This window comes from Streptomyces sp. NPDC015139, assembly GCF_043079785.1.
Lineage (GTDB): Bacteria > Actinomycetota > Actinomycetes > Streptomycetales > Streptomycetaceae > Streptomyces > Streptomyces albidocamelliae.
In genome coordinates this window covers 456,847-483,727 of record NZ_JBIBUW010000006.1, presented here as the reverse complement: position 1 = coordinate 483,727, position 26,881 = coordinate 456,847, and the positions used below count along the sequence as shown (strand labels likewise).

Sequence of the window (26,881 nt, the reverse complement as noted above, 5' to 3'; positions counted from 1 at the left end):
GGGTCGGGCGGGGGGGGCCGGGCGCCCCCCGGCACCCGGCGCCCGCCCCCCGCCCCGGCCCGCCGCCCCCCCCGGCCCGGGGCCCCCCGGGGGGCCCGCGGGCCGGGGCTGGACACCGCTGTTGGCGCCGATCCTCAGTGTGCCGGCCCCAGGGCGCCCATGGCTCCGGGCGGGCGCCGAGGCGGCGCTGACGGTCCTCGGAGCGGCCCCGCCGCCGGAGCCGCTCCTGCCGTGACGTCGGGTCAGCTCACCCGGCCGTACCACACGCTCTTCGTCCAGATCTTCTGGAGCCGCACCACGTCACCGGTCCTGGGCGCGTGCCAGATCTTGCCGTGACCGGCGTAGATGCCGACGTGGTAGACGCTGGAACCGGAGTGGAAGAACACCAGGTCGCCCGCCTTGCGGCTCCTGGCCGAGATGTGGTGCGACTTGTTGTACTGCTGGGCGGCGGTGCGCGGCAGCTTCTTGCCCGCCTTCTTGAACGAGTAGAGCGTCAGACCCGAGCAGTCGAAGCGCCGCGGCCCGGTGGCCCCGTACTGGTACGGAGCGCCCTTCTTGGAGGCCGCGATCTTCAGTGCCTTCGTCGCGGTGGCCGCGGTGGTCGCGGCCGAGGCGTCGGTGGCGAGGCCGGGCACCGCGATGGAGCCGCCGACGGCGGCGAGTGTCAGAGCCGAGGCCGTGCCGGCCCGGGCCATCAGCGACGGGACACGATTGAGCGCAGACATGCGCAACCCTTCGTCAGCCGCCTGTGAAGGATGACCTGTCGGATTCGGGCTGGCGAAGTTGCCCGGCCGCGTTGCCGCGGCTTCACCCCAAGGGCTGCTCGGAACATCCGGCCGTCCGCATCGAGCGGACGAACATCCGTTCCGGCGACCCGTCTAGCTTGGGTCCTCCACTCCTGCCGATCCACTCCTGTCGACCGGTCATCCGGGCGGCGGCAGGACTCGGCGTCCGCCCGGATCGCCCCGCCGCCGTGGCGGGGTCTTGTCGTCAGACAGGGATCTTCACTCACAGGTGTCCGAAAATCCCAATGGAATCGGGGATTTGTGGCGTTACTCACCACTCACCCGTTCGGGTGGACACTGCTCTGTTCGAGACGTCGTCAACTCCCGTTCGTAGCCTCCGACCTGGGGCGGAGCGCTCGCCGGGACACCACGGACCGGTCCGGCGCGCAAGCCGGGAGGGTCAGAAAATCATCTGGATATACCTCGGTCGGCGGACAGTCGTTCGGGCCGTTTCAACTCCGGCCCGAACGGCGCGTCGACGCTCCGGCCCCCGCGGGCCCCACGCGCGTCCGAATCAGCCGACGCCGTCGGGCGGGAGCGCGACGCGAGCGGTGCGGCGCTCGCCGTCCAGTACCCGCAGGGCCCGTGCCAGCGTGTCCCCGTGCAGCTCCGTCTCGCCCCGCGCGTGCATCAGCGCGAGCGCGTCACGCAGCTCCGCCGCCTTGCGCACCAGGGCCTGCGCCGCCCGCAGACCGGGATAGGTGTCGCCGTCGCGCGCGGGGTTGATCCGCCCCAGCAGGTCGGCCGCCTCCAGGTAACGGTCGATCAACTCCCCCTCGGCACGGGTCAGCGCGGGCAGCGGTGGCAGCTCCTGAGGCGGCATCGGGCGCTCACCTCGCGTCCGGTGCGCCGGGCATCTCGCGGCGGCTGGGCACGACGCCGTCCACCAGGCCGTAGGTCAGGGCCCCGGAGGCGTCCAGGACCAGGTCCCGCTCCAGGTCCCGGTGAACCTGCTCCGCCGTGCGCCCCGTGTGCGCCGCGAGGATCGTCTCCGTCAGGGCGCGGGTCCGGGCCAACTCCCCGGCCTGGATGGCGAGGTCGCTGGGCTGCCCCCGCACCGGCTCCGGCAGGGCGGGCTGTTCGAGCACCATGCGGGCGCTCGGCAGCGTGAACCGCTTGCCGGGGGTGCCGGCCGCGAGCAGCACCGCGGCGACGGAGACGGCCTGTCCCAGGCAGTACGTCGCGATGTCGCAGCCGACGTACCGCATCGTGTCGTAGATCGCCGTCATCGCCCCGAAGGAACCGCCCGGGGAGTTGATGTACAGCGTGATGTCCCGGTCGGGGGCGGCGTGTTCGAGGTACATGAACTGCGCCGTCACGTCGTTCGCGGCGGCGTCGTCGACCGGTGTGCCGAGGAAGACGACCCGGTCCTCGAAGAGCTTGCCGTACGGATCCAGGGTGCGCGCGCCGCTGCTGGTGCGCTCGGTGAACTCGGGCAGGACGTGACGGGCGGACGGTCGGGACATGGGCATACCCCTCCTCATGCCGTGGCCCTCTCTTGGACCCGGCTTCTGTACAGAATGTACAGTACGTACGTGACGTTATGATGGGGGCATGGCCTACGAGATTCCGGTGACGCAAGCCAGGGCTGAGCTCGCCGACCTGATCAACCGGGTGGTGTACGGCGGCGAGCGCGTCGTGGTGACCCGGCACGGCAAGCCCCTCGTCGCGCTGGTCTCGGCCGCCGATCTGGACCGGCTGGACGCGCTGGACGAGCAGAGCGAGGACGGGATCGTCAGCACGGTGTCGGGGGTCCGCGAGGCCGGTTCCGTCGCCCGCGAGCAGCAGCGCTTCGGCATCGCGGCCGAGCACCGCCGGCCCGGCGCGCCCTAGCCGACCGGGTATGGGCGAGCCCATCGCCCGGTCATCCGGGGCCCAAGGTCTGGTTAACGTCGCTGAAACTCCGGCGAACTAGCCTTCCGCTCCACGCCACCAGGGGTTTTTCTGCCCGCGTTTCGCCATCCGCGGGCAATTTGTCTGTGTGTTACACCTATCCCGCCGTGGTGGCTGCGGCAGCCGGACCCCGCACGGTCCGGAGCAAGGACTGTGAGGTGGGACGTGCAACTGACCCCGCACGAACAAGAGAGGCTGCTGATCCACGTGGCGGCCGACGTGGCCGAGAAGCGCAGGGCCCGCGGGCTCAGGCTCAACCACCCGGAGGCGGTCGCCCTCATCACGTCGCACATCCTGGAGGGCGCCCGGGACGGCCGTACCGTGGCCGAGCTGATGGCCTCCGGCCGCAAACTCCTCACCCGGGACGACGTCATGGACGGCGTGCCCGAGATGATCCACGACGTCCAGGTGGAGGCCACCTTCCCGGACGGCACCAAGCTCGTCACCGTCCACGAGCCGATCATCTGAGGGGGCCGCGATGATTCCCGGAGAGATCCTCTTCGCCGAGGACCCCGTCAACTTCAACGACGGCCGCGAGGTCGTCCGTCTGAGGGTTCTCAACGCCGCCGACCGGCCCGTCCAGATCGGCTCCCACTACCACTTCGCCGAGGCCAACCCCGGCCTGGAGTTCGACCGGGCGGCCGCGCGCGGCAGGCGGCTGAACATCGCCGCCGGCACCGCCGTGCGCTTCGAGCCCGGCATCCCCCTCGACGTCGAACTCGTCGCCCTCGCCGGCGCCCGGATTGTGCCCGGCCTGCGCGGGGAGACCGGAGGTGCCCTCGATGCCTGAGATCTCCCGCGGCGCCTACGCCGACCTGTTCGGGCCGACCACCGGCGACCGGATCCGGCTCGCCGACACCGACCTGCTGATCGAGATCGAGGAGGACCGCTCCGGCGGCCCCGGCCGGTCGGGCGACGAGGCCGTCTTCGGCGGCGGCAAGGTCATCCGCGAGTCCATGGGGCAGTCCCGGGCCACCCGGGCCGAGGGCACCCCCGACACCGTGATCACCGGTGTCGTCGTGCTCGACCACTGGGGCGTCGTCAAGGCCGACGTCGGCATCCGCGACGGGCGGATCACCGGCATCGGCAAGGCCGGCAACCCCGACACCATGGACGGCGTCCACCGTGATCTGGTCATCGGGCCCGAGACCGAGATCATCGCGGGCAACGGCCGCATCCTGACCGCCGGTGCCATCGACGCCCACGTCCACTTCATCTGCCCACAGGTCGCCGACGAGGCCCTGGCCTCCGGCATCACCACCCTGGTGGGCGGCGGCACCGGACCCGCCGAGGGCTCCAAGGCGACCACCGTGACGCCCGGCCCCTGGCACCTGGCCCGGATGCTGGAGGCGATGGAGGCGTACCCCGTCAACGTCGGCCTCCTCGGCAAGGGCAACACCGTCAGCCACGAGGCGATGCTCTCCCAGATCCGCGGCGGCGCCGTCGGTCTCAAGCTGCACGAGGACTGGGGCTCCACCCCGGCCGTCATCGACGCCGCGCTCACCGTCGCCGACCGGACCGGCATCCAGGTCGCCATCCACACGGACACCCTGAACGAGGCGGGTTTCGTCGGCGACACCCTCGCCGCGATCGCGGGCCGGGGGATCCACTCGTACCACACCGAGGGTGCGGGCGGCGGGCACGCGCCGGACATCATGACCGTGGTCTCCCGGCCGAACGTCCTGCCCAGTTCCACCAACCCGACCCGGCCGTTCACCGTCAACACCGCCGAGGAACACCTCGACATGCTGATGGTGTGCCACCACCTCAATCCCGCGGTGCCGGAGGACCTGGCGTTCGCGGAGTCCCGGATCCGGCCGTCGACGATCGGCGCGGAGGACATCCTCCACGACCTCGGCGCGATCTCGATCATCTCCTCCGACTCCCAGGCCATGGGGCGCGTCGGCGAGGTGATCCTGCGCACCTGGCAGACGGCCCACGTGATGAAGGGCCGCCGGGGAGCACTGCCCGGCGACGGCCGCGCGGACAACCACCGGGTACGTCGCTATGTCGCCAAGTACACGATCAACCCGGCGCTCGCCCAGGGACTTGCCGCCGAGATCGGCTCGGTCGAGACCGGCAAACTCGCCGACCTGGTGCTGTGGGAACCCGCCTTCTTCGGCGTCAAACCGCTTCTCGTCATCAAGGGCGGGCAGATCGCCTACGCGCAGATGGGCGACGCCAACGCCTCCATCCCCACCCCGCAGCCGATCCTGCCCCGCCCGATGTACGGGGCGATCGGCCGCGCCCCGGCCGCCAACTCCGTCAACTTCGTCGCCTCCCCGGCGATCGAGGACGGGCTGCCGGAGCGGCTGCGGCTCGGCAAGCGGTTCGTGGCGATCGAGTCGACGCGCCGGGTCACCAAGGCCGACATGCGGGAGAACGACGCTCGGCCGGACGTCCGGATCGACCCCGACAGTTTCGCCGTGCACATCGACGGCGAACTGGTCGAGGCCACCCCGGCGGCCGAACTGCCCATGGCCCAGCGCTACTTCCTCTTCTGAGGGGCGGTGTGATGTCGAGAGCGGCACTGCTCGTCCTGGCCGACGGCCGCTTCCCGGCCGGAGGACACGCGCACTCCGGCGGGGCGGAGGCGGCCGTCAAGGCCGGCCGGATCACCTCCGCGGCGAGCCTGGAGGCCTTCTGCCGGGGCCGGGCCCACACCGCGGGGCTGGTCGCGGGAGCACTCGCCGCGGCGGCGGTACTCGGCGCGGACCTGGGGGAGTTGGACGCGGCGGCGGAGGCGCGGACCCCGTCGCCCGCCCTCCGGGCGGCCGCGCGGCGGCTCGGCCGGCAGCTTCTGCGGGCGGCGCGGGCGAGCTGGCCGTCCGGCGAACTCGACGCGCTCGCCGGCCGGTTCCCCAAGGGGGCGCACCAGCCCGTCGTCCTCGGGCTCGCCGCCCGGGCGGCCGGACTCGGACCCGAGGACGCCGCGTACTGCGCGCTGTACGAGAGCGTGAGCGGGCCGGCCACGGCCACGGTACGGCTCCTCAGCCTCGACCCGTTCGACGCGACCGGCGTCCTGGCCCGGCTGGCACCGGAGCTGGACCGGATCGCGGACACGGCGGTGGAGGCGGCGCGCCGCGTGGCCGACGAGGGCGTCGACACCCTGCCGTCCGCGTCCGCACCGCTGCTGGAGGTCGGCGCGGAGTGGCACGCGACCTGGCCCATGAGGCTGTTCGCGTCCTGAGCCGCCCCACACCCCGCGGATCCCCTTCGAAGGGGCTTCGCCCCACATATGAACCCCGACGGGCCCGGACCGGCTCACCCCCCCCACGACCTCGACGGGCCCGCACCACCCCCGAACCCCGACCTGCCCGCACCGACCCGGCCGCCCCCCCCCGGGCGGGCCGGCGGATACGTTGGCCACCCCACAGGAGCCGTTCATGCATCTCGACCACGTCCACCATGGCCCCGCGGCGCTCAGCGCGGACGCCCGTCGGCCCGATGGGACCCGGCGTGCGCTGCGCATCGGGCTCGGCGGGCCCGTCGGGTCGGGCAAGACCGCGACCGTCGCCGCGCTCTGCCGTGCACTGCGCGAGGAACTGTCCCTCGCCGTCGTCACCAACGACATCTACACGCGCGAGGACGCCGAGTTCCTGCTCCGGGAGGCCGTCCTGCCGCCCGAGCGGATCACCGCCGTGGAGACGGGCGCCTGCCCGCACACCGCGATCCGGGACGACATCTCCGCCAACCTCGAAGCCGTCGAGGACCTGGAGGACGCGGTCGGCCCGCTGGACCTGATCCTCGTCGAGTCCGGCGGGGACAACCTCACCGCCACCTTCTCCAAGGGCCTCGTGGACTTCCAGATCTTCGTGATCGACGTGGCCGGCGGCGACGACATCCCGCGCAAGGGCGGCCCCGGCGTCACCACCGCCGACCTGCTCGTCGTCAACAAGACCGACCTCGCCCCGCACGTCGGCTCGGACCTCGCCCGGATGGCCGCGGACGCCAAGGTGCAGCGGGCCGAACTCCCGGTCGTCCTCCAGTCGCTGCGCGGCGAGGGCGGGGTCGCGGACGTGGCCGCGTGGCTGCGGGAGCGGCTCGCGGCGTGGACGGCATGACGGCCACGGGGGTCCGCGCGACCGCACGGATCGTCGCCCGCGCGGACGGACGCGGCGGTACGGCGCTGCCCGTGCTGGACGGCGAGGGCCCGCTGGCGCTGCGCCGCACCAGGGCGAGGGGGACCGAGGCGAAGGTGATGGTGGTCGGCGCGATGAGCGGCCCGCTCGGCGGGGACCGCCTCGCCCTCGCCGTGCGGGCGGAACGGGGCGCCCGGCTGCACGTCGGATCCGCGGCCGCCACCCTCGCGCTGCCCGGCCAGACCAAGGACACGGCCCACTACGACGTCCGGCTCGACGTGGCCGACGGCGCGGAACTGCACTGGCTGCCCGAGCAGTTGATCTCGGCCGGCGGCAGCGACCTGCACGTCACCACGCGGGCCGAACTCGACGGCGGGGCACGGCTCGTGCTGCGTGAGGAGCAGGTGCTCGGCCGGGTCGGCGAGCAACCCGGGCGGCTCACCAGCCGGTTGACCGTGCGGGTCGCCGGCCGGACCGTCCTGGACCAGGAGCTGGCCTGCGGTCCCGGAGCGCCGGGCGGCTGGGACGGCCCCGGTGTGCTCGCCGGTCACCGGGCGGTCGGTCAACTCGTTGTTGTCCGGCCTGAGTTCGCCGATCATCCGATGGCCGCCCGGATGCTGGGGGAGGGCGCCGCGCTGATGCCGCTCGCCGGCCCCGCCGTCCTGGTGAGCGCGGTGGCCTCCGACGCCCTGCGGCTGCGGCGGCTGCTGGACGAGGCGCTGGTGCTCCTGGGCCGGTGAACACCCGCCCGCTCAGCGGGACGTGATCATCCGGTTATCGGATTGGTAAAGATGGGTGTCAACCCCTGTTCTCAGACGGCTCACAGCAGAAAGGATCCCCGCCTGACGCACTTACAGCGAAGCTCGGGGAGGGGCCCACTTGAGGCAGAACAGACCGAAGAGCCGCCTGCTGGCACTCGGTTCGGCCGGAGCACTCGTCACCGCCACCCTGATCGCCGGGGCGGTCAGCGCGCCCGTCGCGAGCGCCACCGGGCGTCCCGCGCAGGACCGCGAGGCCAAGGGCGCGGAAATAGCCGCCGCCAGGGCGGCCAAGGCCGGCATCCACTGGCAGGACTGCCAGGCCGACTGGGGGCTGGAGAAGCCCATCCAGTGCGGCTGGGTCAGCGTGCCGCTGGACTACGCCCACCCCTACGGCAAGCAGATCAAGCTAGCCGTGGACCGCATCGGCAACACCGGCACCAAGAAGGAGCGCCAGGGCGCGCTCATCTACAACCCGGGCGGTCCCGGCGGGTCCGGCCTGCGCTTCCCGCGCCGGGTCACCACCCAGAACGCCGTCTGGGCGAACACCGCCAAGGCCTACGACTTCGTCGGGTTCGACCCGCGCGGCGTCGGCCACTCCGCGCCCATCTCCTGCATCGACCCGCAGGAGTTCGTCAAGGCGCCCAAGGCCGACCCGGTGCCCGGCAGCGAGGCCGACAAGAAGGCCCAGCGCAAGCTGGCCCGCGAGTACGCCGAGGGCTGCGGCAAGCGCAGCGGCGCGATGCTGCCGCACATGACGACGCCGAACACCGCCCGCGACCTGGACGTCATCCGCGCCGCGCTGGGCGAGAAGAAGCTCAACTACCTGGGCGTCTCCTACGGCACGTACCTCGGCGCCGTCTACGGCACCCTCTTCCCGGGCCACCTGCGCCGCATGGTCGTGGACAGCGTGGTCAACCCGGCCCGCGAGAACATCTGGTACGAGGCCAACCTCAACCAGGACATCGCGTTCGAGGGCCGTTGGAAGGACTGGGAGGACTGGGTCGCCGCGAACGACGCCGCCTTCCACCTCGGCACCACCCGTGCCGCCGTCCAGGACAAGTGGCTCCAGCTGCGTGCCGCCGCCAAGAAGAGCCCCCTCGGCGGGGTCGTCGGCCCGGCCGAGCTGATCTCCTTCTTCCAGAGCGCGCCGTACTACGACTCCTCGTGGGTGCCGATCGCCACGGTCCTGAGCAAGTACAGCGCCGGTGACACCCAGGCGGTGGTCGACGCGGCCGCCCCGGACCTGTCGGACACCGCGGGCAACATCGCCTCGGAGAACAGCAACGCCGTCTACACGGCCGTCGAGTGCGCCGACGCCAAGTGGCCCACCAGCTGGCGCAAGTGGGACCGGGACAACACCCGGCTCCACAAGGACTACCCGTTCATGACCTGGGCGAACGCCTGGATGAACCTGCCCTGCGCCACCTGGCCGGCCAAGCAGCAGAACCCGCTCGAGGTCAAGACCCACAAGGGCCTGCCGAAGGTCCTGATCGTGCAGTCGACCCGGGACGCGGCCACCCCGTACGAGGGCGCCGTCGAACTGCACAAGCGTTTCAAGGGCTCCCGTCTCATCACCGAGAAGAACGCGGGCTCCCACGGTGTGACCAGCCTGGTCAACCCCTGCATCAACCAGCGCGTCGACGCCTACCTGCTCTCCGGCAAGCTGGACGGCAAGGACGTGACCTGCGCCCCGCACGCCACGCCCAAGCCGTAACCCCCGCGGTACGGTGACGAGGGGCGGCCGGTCTCCCGGCCGCCCCTCACTCCTGTCCGGGGCTCACGCGCCGAGCCAGGCGTCCTCCGCCGCGTAGTCGAACAGGTCGCCGTAGGCCTGCGCCATCTTCGGGTACGCCGTACGCCAGTCGGTTCCGGCGAGCCGGTCCGCGATCCACGCCACGGTCTCCGGCAGGGAGTCGGCGTACCCGACCACTGGGCGGTAGCCCAGTTCACGCTCCGCCGCCGACATGTCGACGACGACCGGATGCGGCACCGACCACGGGGTCTCTCCCACCCGCGGAGCAGGGGGAGGACCGTCGACGGACACCGTCTCCGTGCGCACCCCCATCACCGCGTCGATCGCCGCGGCGATCCCGGCGACCGTGGGCGCCTCCGCGTCGCAGGCGTTCAGCACCCGGGACCCGGGCCGTGCCGCGGCCAGCCGGATCAGCTCGGCGAGGTTGCGCACGCTCGCCGGATGGAAGCGGCTCGCCCCGCCGTACGCGAGCACGCGACGTCCCCGCCCGTCCAGGTTCCGTTTGACGAAGTACAGCTCGCGGGGGCTGCGGCAGTGCGGCCCGTGCACCGCGCCCGCACGCAGCAGCGTGGCCGGCAACCGGTCGCCCGCCGCGAGGAGTTCCCGCTCCAGCGCCACCTTGCGCGTGCTGTACGTGGTCTCACCGGGTGCCACCGTCCGCTGGGTCTCCGGCAGGGGCACCGGGTACTCCGGGAAGCCGTCGGGCCGTTCCTGGGTGTCGAAGCCACGGCCCCTGCCGTCCTCGTACACCGACACGCTGGAGATGACCACGGCCGACCCGATCCGGTCGGCGAGGGCGGTCAACTGTTGGGCGTGCGCGGCCCCGAAGGCGACCATGTCGACCAGCACGTCGCAGCCGTCGCCGACCACCTCGGCCAGCGCGTCCCCGTCCTCCCGGTCCAGCCGTACGGTCCGTACCCCCTCCGGCCAGGCCGCGTCCCGGCCGCCGCTTTGCGAGGCGGCCGTCACCGCCCAGCCGTCCCGCGCCAGCGCGTTCACCGCCGGACGCCCGATCTGCCCCGCCGCTCCGATCACCACAGCACGTCTCATCCCGCGACCGTACGGCCGGGCGGACACGGCCCGCCACGGTCCTCTGCCGACGGCAGAAGCCGTCAGCCGAGCGGCGCCCGCGGGAACCTCCGCCCCCGCACGCCCTTCTCCGCCGCCTGCCGCTCCTTGACGACGGCCGCGTACTCGTCGACGTACTCCTGCTCCGACAGCGTCAGGATGGCGTACATGAGTTCGTCGGTGATGGCCCGCAGCACCGCCTTCTCGTTCTCCATGCCGGCGTACCGGGAGAAGTCGAGTGCCTTGCCGAAGCGGATGGTGACGGGGTGCATCCTCGGGATCACCTTGCCGGGCGGCTGCGCCTCGAAGGTGCCGATCATCGCGCAGGGCACCACCGGCACGCCCGCCCGCAGTGCCATCACCGCGACACCGACCTTGCCCTTGTAGAGGCGGCCGTCGTGCGAGCGGGTGCCCTCCGGGTAGATGCCGAGCAGTTCCCGCTTGCCGAGCACGCCGAGGCCCTCGCGGATCGCGGCCTGCCCCGCCTCCTTGCCGGAGCGGTCCACAGGGATCTGGCCGGCGCTGCGGAAGAAGAACGCGGTGAGCCTGCCCTTCACACCCGGCCCGGTGAAGTACTCCGCCTTGGCCAGGAAGGTGATGCGTCGCTTCAGGATCGCCGGCATCAGGAAGTGGTCGGAGAACGACAGATGATTGCCCGCGACGATCGCGGGGCCCTCCGCGGGCACGTTCTCCAGGCCCTCGATCCGAGGCCGGAAGACGAGTCTGAGCAAGGGGCCCAACAGCACGTACTTGAGCAGGTAGTAGAACACGTCTCGCCCCTCACTCTGCCGGATGCGGCTCGACACCGGTGGATGAGCGCCCATGATCCCCGAGCGGGCCCGGACAGCGCTCCCAGTCATCTGTAACCGTCCGGAATCCACCTCATGCTGCCCCCGGCTCAGGGTTCCCGGAACCGCGCGAGGACCGCCCGCACGGTGCGTCCGGACCACCGGCGCGCACGACGACTGTCCGGGCGCCGTGGACGCGCGGCCCGCGGCTGCGACCTCGCTCCCGGAACCCCGTGACGTCGCGGGTCCCGCAGGGTTCGCCGTCGTCCCTCACCGCGAGCGCACCGGACGGGGCCCGCGTCCCGCCCTCTCCGGCCGGAACTCGCTCCCCGTGGCTGCACAGGCCCGCCGCGGCCCCCGGCAGTTCCCCCCGCGCGGAGGAACGTCCGCGGCCCGTAGGGGGATGCCCCCATCAAGGAGCCGAAGCGGCTGTCCGGCACGTGCCGGGCACACGGGCGGGGGCCGGCGCCCACGGCACCGGCCCCCGCCCGCGGATCCGTCAGACCAGCACCTTCTCCAGTGCCGCCAGCGCGGAGCGCAGTTCCTCCGCCGTGATGGTCAGCGGGGGCGCCAGCCGGATCGTGGAGCCGTGGGTGTCCTTGACCAGGACGCCCTCCCGCATCAGCCGCTCACTGATCTCACGGCCGGTGCCGATCGCCGGGTCGACGTCGACGCCCGCCCACAGCCCGCGCGAGCGGAAGCCGAGCACGCCCCGGCCGACCAGCTCGGTCAGCCCGTCCCGAAGGACCACACCCAGCTCGGCGGCCCGGCGCTGGAACTCCCCGGTCTCCAGCAGCCCCACCACGGCCGTGCCGACCGCCGCGGCGAGCGGGTTGCCGCCGAACGTGGAGCCGTGCTCGCCCGGGTGCAGCACACCCAGCACCTCGCGCCGGGCCACCACCGCCGACACCGGCACGATGCCGCCGCCCAGCGCCTTGCCGAGCAGCAGCACGTCCGGCACCACGTCCTCGTGCTCGACGGCGAGGGTACGGCCCGTACGGCCGAGGCCCGACTGGATCTCGTCCGCGATGAACAGGCAGCCCCTGCGCCGGGTCAGTTCGCGCACGCCGGCCAGGTAGCCCTCGTCCGGGATGACGACACCGGCCTCGCCCTGGATGGGCTCGATCAGCACCGCCGCCGTCGTCTCGTCGACGGCCTCCTCCAGCGCCGCCAGGTCGTTGTACGGCACGATCCGGAAGCCCGGCGTGAACGGGCCGAAGCCCGCGCGGGCCGTCTCGTCCGTGGAGAAACTGACGATGGTCGTCGTCCGGCCGTGGAAGTTCTCCGCCGCGACCACGATCGTCGCCCGGTCGGCCGGGACGCCCTTCACGTCGTACGCCCACTTGCGGGCCACCTTGATGCCGCTCTCCACGGCCTCCGCGCCGGTGTTCATGGGCAGCACCATGTCCAGACCGGTCAGCTCTCCGAGCCGCTCCGCGAACTCCGCGAGCCGGTCGTTGTGGAAGGCGCGGGAGGTGAGCGTCAGCTGGTCCAGCTGCCGGTGCGCGGCCTCGACCAGGGCCGGGTGCCGATGGCCGAAGTTGAGCGCCGAGTATCCGGCGAGCATGTCGAGGTAGCGCTTGCCCTCGACGTCCTCCACCCAGGTGCCCTCGGCCCGGGCCACCACCACGGGCAGCGGGTGGTAGTTGTGCGCGAGGACGGGCTCCTCCGCACGGATCAGCTCGGCGGACGTGCGCGTGCGCGCGGGTGCGGTCATCAGCGGATCTCCTGGGTGCAGCACTTGATGCCGCCGCCGGCCTTGTGGAACTCCGACAGGTCGACGGGGACGGGGACGTAGCCGTGGCCGGCCAGGCGCTCGGCGAGGGCCTCGGCGTGGGGCGCGATGAAGACGTTGCGGCCGTCGGACACGGAGTTCAGGCCGAACGCCATCGCGTCCTCCCGGGTGGCGAGCACCGCGTCCGGGTACAGCCGCCGCAGCACCTCCCGGCTGCCCGCCGAGAACGCCTCCGGGTAGTAGCAGATGTTGTCGTCGTCCAGCACGAACAGCGCCGTGTCCAGGTGGTAGAAGTACGGGTCCACCAGGGTCAGGCCGATCACCGGGTGGCCGAGGAACTCCTGCGCCTCCCGGTGCGCCTCGCGGGTGGTGCGGAACCCGGTGCCGGCCAGCACGTACCGGCCCGTCCACACCAGGTCGCCCTCGCCCTCCGACACCGACTCGGGGCGGTACACGTCGTAGCCCGCCGCCTTGAACCAGGTGTCGTAGTGGACCGACTCCGGGCGCCGCTCCGGCGCGTGGAAGAGGGAGCCGAAGACCCGGCCGCCGACCACGAACGCGGCGTTCGCGGCGAAGACCATGTCCGGCAGGCCGGCGACCGGCTCGACGGACTCGACGGTGTGACCGTGGGCGCGGTACGTGCGGATCAGCGCCTGCCACTGGTCACGGGCGAGGTCCACGTCGACGGGCCGGTCGGGATGCATCCAGGGATTGATCGCGTACTGCACCGCGAAATGTGCGGGTTCGCAGACGAGGAAGCGCCGGTGGCGCGGCACACGATGTTCGGACACAGAGGGTTTCCTCCGCTTTCCAGTGTGTCACTGAGGGATGACACCACGGTAGGAAGCGCAGATCACCGCGACAAGCGCGAAAGGCTGCGCGCCCGCGCAGCATCGCTGCGTTGTGACCAGGGCGGACGCACGACCGCTGCGCATGATCGCGGTCACTCCGGCGCCGCGTGGGTGGCGCCCGCTTCCGGGCTTTCCGGGAGAAGATGGGACAATACCATCACGCTGATCGTCTTGCGGATGAACGGCTCGGTGCGGATCCGCTCCAGCACCTCCTCGAAGTGCTCCACGTCCCGCGCCCGCACGTGCAGCAGCGCGTCGGCGCCGCCGGTCACCGTCATGGCGGCGGTGATCTCCGGATGGTTGCGGACCACCTCCGCCAGGCGCCGCGGCGGGGCCGCGCCCTCGCAGTAGACCTCGACGTACGCCTCCGTGCGCCAGCCGAGCGCCGAGGGCTGCACCGTCGCCGTGAACCCGGTGATCACCCCGGTCTCCCGCAGCCGGTCCACCCGCCGCTTGACCGCCGTCGCGGACAGCCCCACGTCCGCCCCGATCTCGGCGAAGCTGGTGCGGGCGTTCGCCATCAGCGCGGTGGTGATCTTGCGGTCGAGGTCGTCGAACGTGAGCGTCCTGCTGTTCATGCGGGCACTGTAGGTCAGCCCTGCCGCCGGGGCGCCCTCAGGACTGGGTGACGACCATGGCGAGTGTCAGCAGCCCCAGGACGACCCAGCCGAACCACAGCCAGCCGTTGCTGCCGAGAGCGACCGTGTAGGCGGTCACGACGACGAGACCGCCGACCGTGAGGGCCCCCATCGCCTTGGTGGAGCCGTTCGTGGAGCCGTTCGTGGAGCCGTTCGTGGAACCGGGCATCGCGACACCCTCCTCGTGGTCCGTCCCCACCATGGTGCCCCGGTTCCCGCCCGTACGGGATGCCCGGACGGGAAGCGTTCCGCCTAGCCCTCGCGTGCGTTCAGCGAAGCCAGGTAGGCGTTGTACGCCTCCAGCTCCTTGTCGCCGTCCCGGTCCGCGGCCCGGTCCTTGCGCTTGGCCTGCCGCTGCTCGGAGCCGTACCACTGGAACAGCAGCGCGATCAGCACCAGCACGGACGGGATCTCGCTGAAGGCCCACGCGATGCCGCCGGCCGCGTTCTGGTCGGCGAGCGCGTCGATGCCGAGGGAGGCGGGCGGGTTCCGGAACGTCTCCACCATCGGCGTCGACGCCATCATCAGCGCGATGCCGAAGAACGCGTGGAACGGCATGCCCGCGAACAGCTCCAGCATCCGCATCAGGTACCCCGGCCGGTGCGGGCCCGGGTCCACCCCGATGATCGGCCAGAAGAACACGACACCGACCGCGAGGAAGTGCACCATCATCGCTGCGTGCCCGGTCCGGGAACCCATCAGGAAGTCGAAGAGCGGGCTGAAGTACAGCGCGTACAGGCTCGCGATGAACAGCGGGATCGTGAAGGCGGGGTGGGTGATGACCCGCATGTACCGGCTGTGCAGCAACGCCAGCAGCAGCTCGCGCGGGCCCTTCCTGCCCCTGCCGGCGGTCGGCAGCGCCCGCAGCGCCAGCGTGACCGGGGCGCCGAGGAGGATCAGGATCGGCGACAGCATGCTGATCACCATGTGCTGCACCATGTGCACGCTGAACATGACCATGCCGTAGTCGTTCAGCCTGGTGCACATCACCAGCGCGATGGTGAGCACACCGACGACGTACGACACCGTACGGCTGACGGGCCACGCGTCCCCGCGCCGCCGCAGCCGTACGACCCCCCAGCCGTACAGAGCCAGGCCGGCCAGACAGGCGAGGAGGAAGAAGGGGTCCGCCGACCACTCAAGCCCTCGCGCCAGCGTGAACGGCGGCAGATCCATCATCATGCCGTGCCCGCTGTGATCCATCCGCCGGCTCCTGATTCGTGGGGGTTGTACGCGTCTGTCCGCCCACAAGAGTAGAACCGCCCCCGGTCACGACCGTGACCGGGGGCGGGTTGTCCACGGCTGGACTACAGCACGCACTCCGCCTCGTCGTAGCGCTCGACGGGCACCGTCTTCAGGGACTCGACCGCTTCCGCCAGCGACACCATCACGATGTCCGTTCCGCGCAGAGCCGTCATCCGGCCGAACTCCCCGCGGTGGACCGCCTCCACGGCGTGCCAGCCGAACCGCGTGGCGAGCACCCGGTCGTACGCCGTCGGCGTGCCGCCGCGCTGCACGTGCCCGAGGATCACCGGCCGCGCCTCCTTGCCCAGGCGGTGCTCCAGCTCGACCGACAGCTGCCGCGCGATCCCCGCGAAGCGCTCGTGGCCGTAGATGTCCTTGCCGCCCTCATCGAACTCCATGGAGCCCGGCCGAGGCTTGGCGCCCTCGGCGGCGACCACGATGGCGAACCGCTTGCCCGCCTCGAACCGCTCACCGACCTTCTTCGTCAACTCGTCGATGTCGAAGGGCCGTTCCGGTACGACGATGGCGTGGGCGCCGGCCGCCATGCCGGAATGCAGCGCGATCCAGCCGGTGTGGCGGCCCATGACCTCCACGATCAGCACGCGCTGGTGGGACTCGGCGGTCGTCTTCAGCCGGTCGAGGGCCTCCGTCGCCACGGTCACCGCGGTGTCGAACCCGAAGGTCACGTCGGTGACGGCGATGTCGTTGTCGATCGTCTTCGGCACGCCCACGATGGGCAGGCCGTTGTCCGACAGCAGGCGGGCCGCCTTCAGCGTGCCCTCACCGCCGATCGGGATGATCGCGTCGAGACCGAGCTCCCTGACATGGCCGCGGGCCCGCTCCACGCCGTCCCGCAGGTGCTCGGGACGGACCCGGGAGGAGCCGAGGATGGTGCCGCCGCGCGCCAGGATGCCGCCCACGGCGTCGAGGTCGAGCTTGAGGTAGTCGCACTCCAGGAGGCCCTTCCAGCCGTCCCGGAAACCGATGACCTCGTCGCCGTGGTCGGCGACGGCACGGTGCACGACGGACCGGATGACGGCATTCAGGCCGGGGCAGTCGCCGCCGGACGTGAGGACACCAATGCGCATAGCCCGATTACCTTCTCAACGTGGGCCGGGAGACCGGACCACGTTGTCCGGCGGATTCCCGGCCACCCTACCGGCGGGACGGGGTGGCTCCGTAGCGGGCGTCCGCCTGCTGGACGCGCCTGCACATGTGAGCAGACGCGCCGTCAGCCGGGCCCGTCACGAAGCCTGCCGGAAGGTGCTGAAGGGTGCCTTCAGCACACCGTGATCACGCCAGCGGGCTGCCGCGCGACCGTGCCTACGCGGGCTGCTGCGCAGCGGCGATGCGCTCGTTGCGGAGCGCCTCGTACCAGCGGTCGTCGATCGGCGGCAGCGCGTTGACGTCCAGCGCCAGCTTCAGCAGCAGGTCGGCGATCTGCGGGTTGCGGGCCAGCACCGGACCGTGCATGTAGGTGCCGAAGACCGTCCCGTTGTACGCGCCCTCCGTGCCGTCCCCGGTGCCGTTGCCCTTGCCGATGCGGGTGCGGGCGAACGGGCGGGCCGAGGCCCCGAGCTGCGTGACGCCCTGGTGGTTCTCGAAGCCGGTCAGCGGGGGCAGCCCGAGCTGCGGGTCGATGTCCGCCAGCACGTCACCGACGCACCGCTCGCCCTCGCCGCGCACCGAGACCACGTCGAGCAGGCCGAGGCCCGGCTCGCGCTGCCCGAGGTCGTTGATGAACTCGTGGCCGAGGATCTGGTAGCCGGCGCAGACGGAGAAGACGATCGCGCCGTTCTGCACCGCACGCTGGAGATGGCCGTCGCGGCGCAGCCGCTCGGCCGCGAGCCGCTGCGGCCGGTCCTCGCCGCCGCCGATCAGGTAGATGTCGCCGGAGGTCGGGATCGGCTGGTCGCTGCGCACGTCGAGACGGGCCACGTCCAGACCGCGCTGCCGGGCCCGGCGCTCCACGACGAGGGCGTTGCCCTGGTCGCCGTAGGTGCTCAGCAGGTCCGGGTAGATCCACACCAGCCGCAGTTGGTTGTCGCTCATGAGTGATCGCCCTTCGAAGATCAGTTGCCGACGCGGCGGCGCAGGTCCTGGAACGCGGTGTAGTTCGCGATGACCTCGATCCGTCCGGGCGGGCACATCTGCACGGCCTGGTCGAGGTCGTCGCAGACCTGGAAGTGCTGGTTGGCCACTTCCAGGCGGACGGCGAGGTCCAGCTTCCGGTCGCCGACCACGAAGATCGGGTGGCCGGTCAGCCGGGTGTAGTCGACGTCCCACAGCCAGGAGGTGTCGGTGCCGTCGGCCCCACGGGCGTTCACGGACAGGATGACCGGCGCGGGCGGCGGGTCGATCAGGGAGAACGTCTCCAGCCAGCCGGCCGGGTTCTTGGCCAGCAGCAGCCGCAGGTCGCGGTTCTGGAACTGGACGACGTCATACCGGCCGGCCACGGCCTGCACCTGGTACATCCGCTCCAGGGCGACCTGCGGCGGCACTCCGAAGACGGCGGCGACGGCCGCGGAGCTGGCCGCGTTGGCCTTGTTGGCGCGGCCCGGCAGCTGGAGGTGGATCGGCCAGGCGGAGCCGTGCGGGTCCAGCACGTGGTCCCCGGACAGCGCCCAGGTCGGCGTCGGCCGGCGGAAGCCGCACTCGCCGCAGAACCAGTCGTCGCCGGGGCGCTGCATCACGCCGCCGCACGACGGGCAGGACCAGGCGTCGTCCTTCCACATCTGCCCGGCCGCGACCCAGATCACGTTCGGGGAGGAGGAGGCGGCCCACACCACCAGCGGGTCGTCGCAGTTGGCGACGATCACGGCCTTCGACCCGGCGAGACCCTCACGCCAGTTCTCCGCGAGCATGCGGGTCTCGGCCGCGCGGTCCAGCTGGTCGCGGGAGAGGTTCAGCAGGGCGATGCACTTGGGGCTGGTGTCCCGCGCCACGCCCGCCAGGTACTTCTCGTCGACCTCGATGACGCCGAACTTCGACTCCGAGCCGCCCGCGAGGGCGGAGGTGATGCCGGCCGGCATGTTGGCGCCGAGCGCGTTCGAGACGACCGGGCCGGCGGCGCGCAGAGCCTCCGCGATGAGCCGGGTGGTGGTGGTCTTGCCGTTGGTGGCCGACACCAGGACGACGTCCAGGTTCTGGGCCAGCCGCCCGAGAAGGTCGGGGTCGAGCCTCAGTGCGACCCGGCCACCGATCACCGACCCGCTGCCCCGTCCCGCGGCGCGCGATGCCGCAGCGACCGCCTTGCCCGCGGTCACGGCCAGCTTGGCCCGCGGCGAGAGCGGGTCCGAGTTGCCTGCCATCAGTTCTCGATCCTCCTTGCGTACGCGCCGCGCCTCAGGCCATCCGGCAGCGTGGTGTGAACCTCAGCCTATCGAGATCCATTCGCACACCCGAATCCCGGCCCATGCCTCCGGCGGCGGGCTTGAGCTGAACGAACCGTACCCTTGCCGCCATGCGACACGGCACGATCCCGGGCGCCCACGGGCGCGTCCGGCCTCTCACCCTGCTCGGAGACGCGGTACTGCGCGAGCGGTGCCGGGAGGTCACCGACTTCGGCCCCGAACTGGCGGCGCTCGTGGAGGACCTGTTCGCCACGATGTACGCGGCGCGGGGGGTGGGCCTGGCCGCGAATCAGATCGGCGTCCCTTTGCGGGTGTTCGTCTACGACTGTCCCGACGACGAGGACGCGCGTCACCTGGGCCACGTGGTGAACCCCCGCCTGGTGGAGAAGGACGGCGTGGTGATCCGCGGCCCCGAGGGCTGCCTGTCCCTGCCCGGCCTGGAGGCGGGTACCGAACGGTACGACCACGCGGTGGTCGAGGGTTTCACGGTGACGGGGGAGCCGGTCACCGTGCACGGCACGGGCTTCTTCGCCAGGTGCCTCCAGCACGAGTGCGACCACCTGGAGGGCACGGTGTACGCCGATCACCTCACGGGTTGGCGGAAGCGCAGACTGGCGCGGCAGGTCTCCCGGGCCTCCTGGCGCCGGTGAGGTGAGTCACCCGGGCGGGCGCCGGTCCGCGTCCGCGCACGCCTCGGGCGGGACGGGCCCGCACCGGATCCCGCCCGACCGCGGGAGGCTTCAGAACCCCGGGCCGCCCACCTTGTCCCCGGCCGCCGCGAGCCGCCCCCACAGCAGATCGGCGAGGGAGCGCACCAACTCGGCGCGGGAACAGGGCCGCTCGCCCAGCCACCAGTCGCCGGCCGCGTGCATCATCCCGACGATCCCGTGGCCCCACACCCGCGCCAGCTGCTGGCTGCCGGGGCCGAGATCCACCCGCTCCTCGATGACCCGGGCCAGTTCCTCGCCCATCCGCCGCAGCAGCGGAGCGCTGTGCTTGCCGACGTCGAAGCCCTGGTCGCCGCCGGCGCTGCCCTCCGACGGATGCATCAGGAACCGGTAGACCTGCGGTCGTGCCTCGATCGCGGCGAGGTAGGTGTCCAGCGTGGACTCCACCCGCTCCCGCCGCTCGGCGGGGGCGTCCAGCGCCGCCCGCAGGGAGCCGAGCAGGGCGTCGGTGTGCCGCATGGCAAGCGCCGCGTAAAGTCCGCCCTTGTCGCCGAAGTGGCGGTAGAGGATGGGCTTCGTGATGCCCGCTTCCGCCGCGATCGCGTTCATCGACGCCTGCGGGCCGTCGCGCAGCACCACGCGGTCGGCGGCCTCCAGCAGCTCGCGCCGTCGGCGGTCCGCGGACCGCTGCTGGTCGGTCCGCTGTGTGGTGTCCATGTGCTCTCCCCACCCGTGCTGATTCGGTGACGCCAGCGCAAACTAACACTGACTGTGCCCCTGACATCGAACGGGATGCCGAGGCGTCATCGGCGGTTGACTTTTCCTACCCGTCGGTAACAGACTCGGGTTACCGCTAGTAACACGCACTGCCGCTGGAGGGGACATGGCCGAGTTCACCATGGAGCTCAACGACGAACAGAAGGAGGTCCGGGACTGGCTGCACGGCTTCGCCACCGACGTCATCCGCCCCGCGGCCGCCGAATGGGACGAGCGTGAGGAGACTCCCTGGCCGGTCATCCAGGAGGCGGCGAAGGTAGGCATCTACTCCCTCGACTTCTACGCTCAGCAGTACTTCGACCCCACCGGTCTCGGTATCCCGATGGCCATGGAGGAGCTGTTCTGGGGCGACGCGGGCATCGCCCTCTCCATTGTGGGCACGGGCCTCGCCGCGGTGGGCGTTCTCGCCAACGGAACCGAGGCACAGATCGGCACCTGGATCCCCCAGATGTACGGCGACCAGAACGACGTCAAGGTGGCCGCGTTCTGCTCCTCCGAGCCCGACGCCGGCTCCGACGTCGCCTCCATGCGCACGCGTGCCGTGTACGACGAGGCCAAGGACGAGTGGGTGATCAACGGCACGAAGACCTGGGCGACCAACGGCGGCATCGCCAACGTCCACGTCGTCGTCGCCGTGGTCGACCCTGAGCTGGGCTCCAAGGGCCACGCGTCCTTCATCGTGCCGCCGGGCACCCCGGGTCTCGCCCAGGGCCAGAAGTTCAAGAAGCACGGCATCCGCGCCTCGCACACCGCCGAGGTCGTCCTGGACGGCGTCCGCGTCCCCGGCTCCTGCCTCCTCGGCGGGAAGGAGAAGCTGGACGAGCGCCTCGCCCGGGCCCGGGAGAAGGCGAAGGCGGGCGGGGAGCGGGTGAAGAACGCCGCGATGGCGACGTTCGAGGCGTCGCGGCCGGCCGTGGGCGCCATGGCCGTCGGCACCGCCAGGGCCGCGTACGAGGTGGCCCTCGAGTACGCCACGACCCGTGAGCAGTTCGGCCGGCCGATCATCGACAACCAGGGCGTCGCCTTCCAGCTGGCCGACATGCGGACCCAGATCGACGCCGCCCGCCTGCTCGTGTGGCGGGCCTCGTGGATGGCGGTCAACAACAGGCCGTTCACCGCCGCCGAGGGCTCCATGTCCAAGCTGTTCGCGAGCGAGACCGCGAAGAAGGTCACCGCGCAGGCCATCCAGATCCTGGGCGGCAACGGCTACACCCGTGAGTATCCCGTCGAGCGGATGCACCGGGACAGCGCGATCTACACCATCTTCGAGGGGACGAGCGAGATCCAGCGCCTCGTCATCGCCCGCACGCTCGCGGGCATGCCGATCCGGTAACGGCATCGTCGGGGCGGGTCCGCGGTGGACCCGCCCCTCACGGCATCACCGGTGCCTGAGCGGAGTCAGCTGCTGGATGTCGTACTTCCTCCGCAGCGCCTCGATGGCGTCCTGGTCCGGCGGGCCGCCGTCGCGCAGGATCTCCAGCAGCTCCTCGAAGTAGCGCTCGTGGTCCGGGGGCGGGCTCGCCTGGAAGAACATCTTCGCCGGCGTGTCCGTCGGGTTCGCGAACGCGTGGGGGCAGCCGGGCGGTACGACGATCACCGTGCCAGGGGTCGCCCGGACCACGCGGCTGCCCGAACTCGACTCCCATCTCTGCCAGTTGTCGGGGGTCCGGATGCGCGGCTCGAAGGCGAGGACGTCCAGCTCGCCCTCCAGGATGTAGAACAACTCCTCGCTGCGCGTGTGCACGTGGGCGCCGACGTCGAAGCCCGGCGGGACCTCCACCTCGAAGGTGGAGGCCATCCGTGAGTGCGTACCGGTGACCTTGAAGGTCACCCGCTGGGCGGCCGTCTCGACGACCCGGCCGTGGCCGGGCGGCACCAGCAGGCCCTCGGTGGGGTCCGTCTCCCGGCCCGGCGGATCCGCCTGGGCCGAGAGTCCTTCGGTCGTCGTCATCGTCCGCTCACCACGTCACGGGCAGGGCCTCGGGCCCCCGGATCAACGCGCCCTTCTTGAAGGGCACCTGGTCCGGCGGGACGGCCAGCCGCAGGCCGGGCACCCGGTCCAGCAGGGCGTCGACCAGCAGCTCGGACTCCAGCCGGGCGAGCTGACCGCCCGGGCAGTAGTGCGGGCCGAAGCCGAAGGCCACGTGCGGGTTGGGGCTGCGGGAGAAGTCGATCGTCTCCGGGTCCGGGAAGACCTCCGGGTCGCGGTTGGCGGCCAGGTAGGAGACGTAGACGGGATCGCCCGCGCGAATCCGGATCCCGCTGATCTCCACGTCCTCCAGGGCGATCCGGGACAGCCCGACCGCGTTGCGGTGCGGTATGTAGCGCAGCAGCTCGTCGATCGCCCGGGGGCGGATCTCCGGCTCGGCGCGCAGCCGCTCCGCGAGATCGGGGCGGGACAGCAGCAGGTAGAACATCTGCCCGCTGTTGTTGGTGACCGCCTCGCCGCCGATCTGGAGGAGGACGGCGAGTCCGACGGCCTCCTCCAGGGTGACCTCCTGCCGGCCCACGGCGGCGCCGAGCAGTGAGGCCACGTCCTCGCCCGTGCTGTTCTCCCGCAGGCCGACGAGGTCGGAGAAGTAGGCGCTCATCTCGCGCTTGGCCTTCTCGCTGACCTCCTTGCCGTGCGCGGAGGACAGGATGAGCTGGGTCCAGGCGTGCATGTCGTGCCGGTCGCCGGCCGGGACACCCATCAGCTCGCAGATCACCGCGATCGGGAACGGGCTGAGGACCGCCGCCGTGAGATCGGCGGGCGGGCCGTCCTGGAGGAGTTCGTCGACCAGTTCGTCCAGCACGCCGCGCGCCTTGTCACGGATGCGCTCCACGCCCTTGGCCGTGCACGCGGCGGCGACCGAGCGGCGCAGCCGGGTGTGGTCGGGCGGGTCGAGGAAGCCGACCGCGCCCCGGTCGGGGATGAAGTGCGGGGCGAGCCGGGTGACCGGCGCCTCCATGACCGCCTCCCGGCCGAACCGGGGGTCGTTCGCCACCGCGCGCACGTCCTCGTACCGGGTGACCAGCCACGCCCAGCCCTCGCCGTTGGGCAGCCGGATGCGGGTGACCGGGCCCTCCCGCATCAGCTCCGCCAGCACCGGGTCGAAGTCCGTCCCGGTCAGGTCGGCCGCGGGCCACTGCCTGACCGGGGGCGGGCTCTCGGTGAGCGTGCTCTCCTCGGTCATCGCGAGTCCCCGTCGTCGCTGACCCAGCGGCCCACCGTCATCTCGGCGGTGATGCCCGGTCCGAAGCCGGCGAGCAGTCCGCGCGCCCGGTCCTCGGGGCCGCCCTCCTCGAACAGCCGGCGCAGCGCGTCCAGGACGACGGCGCTGGCGATGTTGCCGTACTCGGTGAGCGTGGACCGGCTGAACCGGAAGGCGTGCGGGTCCACCTGCAGGAACGTGCTGAGGTCGTCGAGTATGCGGGGCCCGCCCGCGTGGATGATGTAGAAGTCCAGGTCGGACGCGTCCCAGCCGTGCGTGCCCGCCAGGTCCTTCAGCGCGGGGGCGAGCGGCTCCATGGTCGTCGGCACCCGCTTGTCCAGCAGGAAGTGGAAGCCGGTGGACCGGATGTCGTACGCGATCCAGTCCTCGGTCTTCGGGATGAGGTACGAGCCGTTGCGCTCCAGCCGGACGCCGGTGCCGCCGTTGCCGCGGACCACGGCGGCCGCGATGCCGTCGCCGAACAGGCCGTTGGACAGGAGCGAGCCGATGCCGAGGTCGGTGGGCTGGTAGCACAGCGAGCAGAACTCGCAGGCCACGATGAGCGCGTTGGCGTTCGGGTAGGCCGTGCAGAAGTCGTGCGCACGGTTGATCGCCGCGCCGCCGGCCGCGCAGCCCAGCTGGGCGATCGGGAGCTGCCGGGTGGTGCTGTCGAAGTCCATCTCGTTGATCAGCCACGCCGTGAGCGAGGGCATCATGAAGCCCGTGCACGAGACGTAGATGATCACGTCGATGTCGGTGGTGAGCAGCTCCGCGTCGTCGAGGGCCCGCTGGATCACCGCGGGGACCCGGGCCTTGGCCTCGGCCTCGTAGAGCTTGTTGCGGTCCTCGAAGCCCGGGTGCTTGAGGGTCTCCTCGATGGGCTGCACGATGTGCCGGGTCTTCACGCCCGTGTTCTCGATCAGCCGCAGCGCGAGCGGCAGTTGAGGGTGGTCCTCGTGGCGGGAGCGCGCCAGCTCCAGCGTCTCCTCCATCGTGATCACGTGCTCCGGGACCGACACCGAGGGTCTGCACAAAGTCGCCATGAACCGTCCCTGCTTTCCGCTTTCCGGAGGGCCTTCGCCCACCGGCCCAGAAGGTGGTTCACCTCAGGAGGTGCTGCACCCACCGTCACCCGGGAGGCCGATGACTTCGCGTTGGATTACTCCGAATCGGGGACGCGGGGTCGGGCTCGAAGGGCGACTTTCGCGGCCGGACGAGGGAAAACGCCAGGACCGCCGTTACGGCGAAGGGCCTGCTGGGGACGGCCGTCACGGCACTCGCACCCAGGCCGGGCGCTCGCGTCCGGGACGCCGCGCGCCGAAGTCGGCCGGGCGCCCCGGAGTGCATCGGGAGCGCCGGGGGTCCGGGCGGCGGGGGACGGTCCTGGCCGAGCGGAGCGTCGGCGCAGCGGACCGGGCACTCAGGGGCGGCCCGCCGGCTCCGCCGGCTCGGCGGCGGGCGGGGGAGACGGGGGATGAGGGGGGGCGGGGTGCTTGTCCAGCAACTACATTCGGTGGAAAGGCCTTTGTGATGAGGTGTGCCTGAGGCCGTGCACCCGCTACGGCCGCACGGGTGAGCTCACGGAGCCCCGCTGCTGTGGGCGATGCACGCCACGTCGATGCGGTCCGCCAGCTTCGCCAGCTCGATGGTCAGGGCGGCGACGGTGTCCTCGTCGAGCCCCTGTTCCCCCGCCTCGACGAGATGCAGCCAGCGTCCGCCGACGGTCCGCAACAACTTACTCACGTCGGCCGCGGACACCTGCAAGGTACCGCGGTCGTCGACGATCAGAGGCAGGGTCACTTCGCGGTTCACAAAAGGGGATGGTAGCCGCGCACCCCTCACGCACCCTGCCAAACCGTGGTGATGTTGCAGAACTCCCGGATTCCGTGCCCGGACAGCTCACGCCCGTACCCCGAGCGCTTCACGCCGCCGAACGGGAACGCCGGGTGGGAGGCGGTCATCCCGTTCACGAACACGCCACCCGCCTCCAGATCCCGGGCGAACCGCTCCACCTCGTCCTCGTCCCGCGTCCACACGTTCGAACTGAGTCCGAACAGCGAGTCGTTGGCGATCAGCACCGCCTCGTCCAGGTCGCCGGCCCGGTACAGCGTGGCGACCGGCCCGAACGCCTCCTCCCGGTGGATGCGCATCTCCCGGGTGATGCCCGCGAGCACGGTCGGCGGGTAGTACCAGCCGGGCCCGTCCGGCCGCTGCCCGCCGCACAGCACCTCGGCCCCGCTGCGCCGGGCGTCGTCGACCAGCTCCTCCAGATCGCTGCGCCCCTGCTCGCTGGAGAGCGGCCCGATCTCGGTCTCCTCCTCCAGCGGGTCGCCGATCCGGAGGGCCTTCATGCCCGCCACGAACCGCTCGGCGAAGGCGTCGTAGACGTCCGTGTGCACGATGAACCGCTTGGCGGCGATGCAGGACTGCCCGTTGTTCTGCACCCGTGCGGTCACGGCCACCTGGGCCGCCCGGTCCAGGTCGGCCGAGGGCATGACGACGAACGGGTCACTGCCGCCGAGCTCCAGCACGGTCTTCTTGATCATCTCGCCTGAGGTGGAGGCGACGGCCCGGCCCGCGGGCTCGCTGCCCGTCAGGGTGGCCGCCTTCACCCGCTCGTCGCGCAGGATGTCGTCGACCGCGCCGGAGCCGACCAGCAGCGTCTGGAAGCAGCCCTCCCGGAATCCCGCCCGGTGGAACAGGTCCTCCAGGTACAGGGCCGTCTGGGGGACGTTCGAGGCGTGCTTGAGCAGGCCCACGTTGCCGGCCATCAGCGCGGGCGCGGCGAACCTGATCACCTGCCAGAGCGGGAAGTTCCACGGCATCACGGCGAGGACCGGGCCGAGCGGGCGGTAGCGCACCCGCACCCGGGACGCGCCGGAGTCCCGGACGTCCGACTCGGCGGGCTCCTCGTCGGCCAGCAGCCGCTCGGCGTTCGCGGCGTACCAGTGCATCGCCTTGGCGCACTTCGCGGCCTCCGCGCGGGCCTGTTTGACCGGCTTGCCCATCTCCGTGGTCATGACGCGGCCGATCTCCTGCTGGTCCTCCTCCAGCAGATCGGCCGCCTTGTCCAGCAACCGGGAGCGATCGGCGAACGCGGTCGTCCGGTAGGTGCGGAACGTGGCCTCGGCGAGCTGGAGCCGGCGTTCCAGCTCCTCCTCGCCCATGGCCTCGTACGTCTTGAGCGTCTCGCCGTTCGCCGGGTTGACCGTCGCGATGGGCATGGCTGACCTCCCTGGGAGCGGGCTTGTCTCGACCTTCGCGCGCGCCCGCGTGGAGCGCAACGCGTG

The 26,881-nt window shown here is 71.7% G+C and carries 29 protein-coding genes and 1 riboswitch; of the genes, 10 read left to right on the top strand and 19 right to left on the bottom strand.

Translation table 11 applies throughout. The features are described 5' to 3' along the window. Nucleotides 1-242: 242 nt before the first annotated feature. From ACF08B_RS19795 to ACF08B_RS19785, 3 genes are all read right to left on the bottom strand, one after another. Nucleotides 243-725: a C40 family peptidase gene (locus ACF08B_RS19795; protein ID WP_073895036.1), complete on the bottom strand. Its 483-nt coding sequence runs from the start codon at nt 723-725 to the stop codon at nt 243-245. Between the two features lie 3 nt (nt 726-728). After that, a riboswitch (cyclic di-AMP (ydaO/yuaA leader) is annotated at nt 729-960 on the bottom strand. Between the two features lie 339 nt (nt 961-1,299). Then, nucleotides 1,300-1,608: a hypothetical protein gene (locus ACF08B_RS19790; protein ID WP_392318518.1), complete on the bottom strand. Its 309-nt coding sequence runs from the start codon at nt 1,606-1,608 to the stop codon at nt 1,300-1,302. A gap of 7 nt (nt 1,609-1,615) precedes the next feature. Beyond that, nucleotides 1,616-2,251, bottom strand: coding sequence for an ATP-dependent Clp protease proteolytic subunit (locus ACF08B_RS19785; protein WP_392318517.1), 636 nt, complete (start codon nt 2,249-2,251; stop codon nt 1,616-1,618). Between the two features lie 88 nt (nt 2,252-2,339). On the opposite strand from ACF08B_RS19785, the gene ACF08B_RS19780 reads away from it, so the two are divergent. From ACF08B_RS19780 to ACF08B_RS19745, 8 genes are all read left to right on the top strand, one after another. Beyond that, nucleotides 2,340-2,618 (top strand): type II toxin-antitoxin system Phd/YefM family antitoxin, encoded by a 279-nt coding sequence (locus tag ACF08B_RS19780; protein ID WP_392318516.1) that lies wholly within the window; start codon nt 2,340-2,342, stop codon nt 2,616-2,618. 225 nt (nt 2,619-2,843) lie between these two features. Next, nucleotides 2,844-3,146, top strand: coding sequence for an urease subunit gamma (locus tag ACF08B_RS19775; protein WP_392318515.1), 303 nt, complete (start codon nt 2,844-2,846; stop codon nt 3,144-3,146). Between the two features lie 10 nt (nt 3,147-3,156). Further along, nucleotides 3,157-3,468: an urease subunit beta gene (locus ACF08B_RS19770; RefSeq protein ID WP_392318514.1), complete on the top strand. Its 312-nt coding sequence runs from the start codon at nt 3,157-3,159 to the stop codon at nt 3,466-3,468. Beyond that, nucleotides 3,461-5,182, top strand: coding sequence for an urease subunit alpha (locus ACF08B_RS19765; RefSeq protein WP_392318513.1), 1,722 nt, complete (start codon nt 3,461-3,463; stop codon nt 5,180-5,182). Before ACF08B_RS19770 ends, ACF08B_RS19765 begins: the two co-directional genes overlap by 8 nt. Before the next feature lie 11 nt (nt 5,183-5,193). Beyond that, complete coding sequence (locus ACF08B_RS19760) at nt 5,194-5,868, top strand: urease accessory protein UreF (protein WP_392318512.1); 675 nt, start codon at nt 5,194-5,196, stop codon at nt 5,866-5,868. A 196-nt stretch (nt 5,869-6,064) separates the two neighbouring features. Further along, nucleotides 6,065-6,742: an urease accessory protein UreG gene (gene ureG / locus ACF08B_RS19755; protein ID WP_392318511.1), complete on the top strand. Its 678-nt coding sequence runs from the start codon at nt 6,065-6,067 to the stop codon at nt 6,740-6,742. Beyond that, a complete protein-coding gene (locus tag ACF08B_RS19750) occupies nt 6,739-7,500 on the top strand; it encodes an urease accessory protein UreD (protein WP_392318510.1) in 762 nt (253 codons plus the stop codon). The genes ureG and ACF08B_RS19750 overlap by 4 nt, the downstream gene beginning before the upstream one ends. A gap of 139 nt (nt 7,501-7,639) precedes the next feature. Next, on the top strand, nt 7,640-9,235 hold the full coding sequence (locus ACF08B_RS19745) for an alpha/beta hydrolase (protein WP_392318509.1): 1,596 nt from the start codon (nt 7,640-7,642) through the stop codon (nt 9,233-9,235). Between the two features lie 63 nt (nt 9,236-9,298). On the opposite strand, the gene ACF08B_RS19740 is transcribed toward ACF08B_RS19745, so the two are convergent. The 10 genes from ACF08B_RS19740 to ACF08B_RS19695 form a co-directional block, all read right to left on the bottom strand. Then, nucleotides 9,299-10,312, bottom strand: coding sequence for an NAD-dependent epimerase/dehydratase family protein (locus ACF08B_RS19740; protein WP_392318573.1), 1,014 nt, complete (start codon nt 10,310-10,312; stop codon nt 9,299-9,301). A 74-nt stretch (nt 10,313-10,386) separates the two neighbouring features. Continuing rightward, nucleotides 10,387-11,112 (bottom strand): lysophospholipid acyltransferase family protein, encoded by a 726-nt coding sequence (locus ACF08B_RS19735; protein ID WP_392318508.1) that lies wholly within the window; start codon nt 11,110-11,112, stop codon nt 10,387-10,389. A gap of 517 nt (nt 11,113-11,629) precedes the next feature. Next, nucleotides 11,630-12,847 carry an ornithine--oxo-acid transaminase gene (rocD, locus tag ACF08B_RS19730; protein WP_392318507.1) on the bottom strand — a complete coding sequence of 406 codons (1,218 nt, stop codon included), beginning with the start codon at nt 12,845-12,847 and terminating at the stop codon, nt 11,630-11,632. Beyond that, complete coding sequence (gene ddaH, locus ACF08B_RS19725; protein ID WP_073895012.1) at nt 12,847-13,656, bottom strand: dimethylargininase; 810 nt, start codon at nt 13,654-13,656, stop codon at nt 12,847-12,849. Before ddaH ends, rocD begins: the two co-directional genes overlap by 1 nt. Before the next feature lie 152 nt (nt 13,657-13,808). Beyond that, on the bottom strand, nt 13,809-14,294 hold the full coding sequence (locus tag ACF08B_RS19720; protein ID WP_093479419.1) for an Lrp/AsnC family transcriptional regulator: 486 nt from the start codon (nt 14,292-14,294) through the stop codon (nt 13,809-13,811). 37 nt (nt 14,295-14,331) lie between these two features. Next, nucleotides 14,332-14,523, bottom strand: coding sequence for a hypothetical protein (locus tag ACF08B_RS19715; RefSeq protein ID WP_392318506.1), 192 nt, complete (start codon nt 14,521-14,523; stop codon nt 14,332-14,334). A gap of 83 nt (nt 14,524-14,606) precedes the next feature. Continuing rightward, nucleotides 14,607-15,557: a cytochrome c oxidase assembly protein gene (locus tag ACF08B_RS19710; RefSeq protein WP_392318505.1), complete on the bottom strand. Its 951-nt coding sequence runs from the start codon at nt 15,555-15,557 to the stop codon at nt 14,607-14,609. A gap of 104 nt (nt 15,558-15,661) precedes the next feature. Further along, entirely contained in the window at nt 15,662-16,687 is a 1,026-nt protein-coding gene (locus ACF08B_RS19705) for a 6-phosphofructokinase (RefSeq protein WP_093479422.1), read from the bottom strand. A 235-nt stretch (nt 16,688-16,922) separates the two neighbouring features. Further along, on the bottom strand, nt 16,923-17,651 hold the full coding sequence (locus tag ACF08B_RS19700; RefSeq protein ID WP_073895005.1) for a type 1 glutamine amidotransferase: 729 nt from the start codon (nt 17,649-17,651) through the stop codon (nt 16,923-16,925). A gap of 20 nt (nt 17,652-17,671) precedes the next feature. Next, a complete protein-coding gene (locus ACF08B_RS19695) occupies nt 17,672-18,910 on the bottom strand; it encodes a MurT ligase domain-containing protein (protein ID WP_392169613.1) in 1,239 nt (412 codons plus the stop codon). A gap of 152 nt (nt 18,911-19,062) precedes the next feature. Here ACF08B_RS19695 and def point away from each other — a divergent pair, with 152 nt between their 5' ends. After that, nucleotides 19,063-19,602 (top strand): peptide deformylase, encoded by a 540-nt coding sequence (gene def, locus ACF08B_RS19690; RefSeq protein WP_392318504.1) that lies wholly within the window; start codon nt 19,063-19,065, stop codon nt 19,600-19,602. Between the two features lie 90 nt (nt 19,603-19,692). On the opposite strand, the gene ACF08B_RS19685 is transcribed toward def, so the two are convergent. Beyond that, nucleotides 19,693-20,337, bottom strand: coding sequence for a TetR family transcriptional regulator (locus ACF08B_RS19685; protein ID WP_093479424.1), 645 nt, complete (start codon nt 20,335-20,337; stop codon nt 19,693-19,695). Nucleotides 20,338-20,503: 166 nt separating this feature from the next. Between ACF08B_RS19685 and ACF08B_RS19680 the strand changes: the two genes are divergently transcribed. Beyond that, entirely contained in the window at nt 20,504-21,730 is a 1,227-nt protein-coding gene (locus ACF08B_RS19680; RefSeq protein ID WP_392318503.1) for an acyl-CoA dehydrogenase family protein, read from the top strand. Nucleotides 21,731-21,775: 45 nt separating this feature from the next. Here ACF08B_RS19680 and ACF08B_RS19675 read toward each other — a convergent pair whose 3' ends face one another. From ACF08B_RS19675 to ACF08B_RS19655, 5 genes are all read right to left on the bottom strand, one after another. Next, on the bottom strand, nt 21,776-22,348 hold the full coding sequence (locus tag ACF08B_RS19675; protein WP_392318502.1) for a cupin domain-containing protein: 573 nt from the start codon (nt 22,346-22,348) through the stop codon (nt 21,776-21,778). Nucleotides 22,349-22,355: 7 nt separating this feature from the next. Then, nucleotides 22,356-23,573 (bottom strand): cytochrome P450, encoded by a 1,218-nt coding sequence (locus tag ACF08B_RS19670; protein ID WP_392318501.1) that lies wholly within the window; start codon nt 23,571-23,573, stop codon nt 22,356-22,358. After that, nucleotides 23,570-24,634, bottom strand: coding sequence for a type III polyketide synthase (locus tag ACF08B_RS19665; RefSeq protein WP_392318500.1), 1,065 nt, complete (start codon nt 24,632-24,634; stop codon nt 23,570-23,572). The genes ACF08B_RS19670 and ACF08B_RS19665 overlap by 4 nt, the downstream gene beginning before the upstream one ends. A gap of 535 nt (nt 24,635-25,169) precedes the next feature. Beyond that, nucleotides 25,170-25,403 (bottom strand): DUF6213 family protein, encoded by a 234-nt coding sequence (locus tag ACF08B_RS19660; RefSeq protein WP_392318499.1) that lies wholly within the window; start codon nt 25,401-25,403, stop codon nt 25,170-25,172. Between the two features lie 26 nt (nt 25,404-25,429). After that, nucleotides 25,430-26,815, bottom strand: coding sequence for an NADP-dependent succinic semialdehyde dehydrogenase (locus ACF08B_RS19655; protein ID WP_392318498.1), 1,386 nt, complete (start codon nt 26,813-26,815; stop codon nt 25,430-25,432). Nucleotides 26,816-26,881 lie beyond the last annotated feature (66 nt).

Coding starts and splice junctions, on each gene's coding strand:
- ACF08B_RS19795 (WP_073895036.1), bottom strand. CDS start 725: ATGTCTGCGCTCAATCGTGTCCCGTCGCTGATGGCCCGGGCCGGCACG.
- ACF08B_RS19790 (WP_392318518.1), bottom strand. CDS start 1,608: ATGCCGCCTCAGGAGCTGCCACCGCTGCCCGCGCTGACCCGTGCCGAG.
- ACF08B_RS19785 (WP_392318517.1), bottom strand. CDS start 2,251: ATGTCCCGACCGTCCGCCCGTCACGTCCTGCCCGAGTTCACCGAGCGC.
- ACF08B_RS19780 (WP_392318516.1), top strand. CDS start 2,340: ATGGCCTACGAGATTCCGGTGACGCAAGCCAGGGCTGAGCTCGCCGAC.
- ACF08B_RS19770 (WP_392318514.1), top strand. CDS start 3,157: ATGATTCCCGGAGAGATCCTCTTCGCCGAGGACCCCGTCAACTTCAAC.
- ACF08B_RS19765 (WP_392318513.1), top strand. CDS start 3,461: ATGCCTGAGATCTCCCGCGGCGCCTACGCCGACCTGTTCGGGCCGACC.
- ACF08B_RS19760 (WP_392318512.1), top strand. CDS start 5,194: ATGTCGAGAGCGGCACTGCTCGTCCTGGCCGACGGCCGCTTCCCGGCC.
- ureG (WP_392318511.1), top strand. CDS start 6,065: ATGCATCTCGACCACGTCCACCATGGCCCCGCGGCGCTCAGCGCGGAC.
- ACF08B_RS19750 (WP_392318510.1), top strand. CDS start 6,739: ATGACGGCCACGGGGGTCCGCGCGACCGCACGGATCGTCGCCCGCGCG.
- rocD (WP_392318507.1), bottom strand. CDS start 12,847: ATGACCGCACCCGCGCGCACGCGCACGTCCGCCGAGCTGATCCGTGCG.
- ACF08B_RS19720 (WP_093479419.1), bottom strand. CDS start 14,294: ATGAACAGCAGGACGCTCACGTTCGACGACCTCGACCGCAAGATCACC.
- ACF08B_RS19715 (WP_392318506.1), bottom strand. CDS start 14,523: ATGCCCGGTTCCACGAACGGCTCCACGAACGGCTCCACGAACGGCTCC.
- ACF08B_RS19710 (WP_392318505.1), bottom strand. CDS start 15,557: ATGGATCACAGCGGGCACGGCATGATGATGGATCTGCCGCCGTTCACG.
- ACF08B_RS19705 (WP_093479422.1), bottom strand. CDS start 16,687: ATGCGCATTGGTGTCCTCACGTCCGGCGGCGACTGCCCCGGCCTGAAT.
- ACF08B_RS19700 (WP_073895005.1), bottom strand. CDS start 17,651: ATGAGCGACAACCAACTGCGGCTGGTGTGGATCTACCCGGACCTGCTG.
- ACF08B_RS19695 (WP_392169613.1), bottom strand. CDS start 18,910: ATGGCAGGCAACTCGGACCCGCTCTCGCCGCGGGCCAAGCTGGCCGTG.
- def (WP_392318504.1), top strand. CDS start 19,063: ATGCGACACGGCACGATCCCGGGCGCCCACGGGCGCGTCCGGCCTCTC.
- ACF08B_RS19685 (WP_093479424.1), bottom strand. CDS start 20,337: ATGGACACCACACAGCGGACCGACCAGCAGCGGTCCGCGGACCGCCGA.
- ACF08B_RS19680 (WP_392318503.1), top strand. CDS start 20,504: ATGGCCGAGTTCACCATGGAGCTCAACGACGAACAGAAGGAGGTCCGG.
- ACF08B_RS19675 (WP_392318502.1), bottom strand. CDS start 22,348: ATGACGACGACCGAAGGACTCTCGGCCCAGGCGGATCCGCCGGGCCGG.
- ACF08B_RS19670 (WP_392318501.1), bottom strand. CDS start 23,573: ATGACCGAGGAGAGCACGCTCACCGAGAGCCCGCCCCCGGTCAGGCAG.
- ACF08B_RS19665 (WP_392318500.1), bottom strand. CDS start 24,634: ATGGCGACTTTGTGCAGACCCTCGGTGTCGGTCCCGGAGCACGTGATC.
- ACF08B_RS19655 (WP_392318498.1), bottom strand. CDS start 26,815: ATGCCCATCGCGACGGTCAACCCGGCGAACGGCGAGACGCTCAAGACG.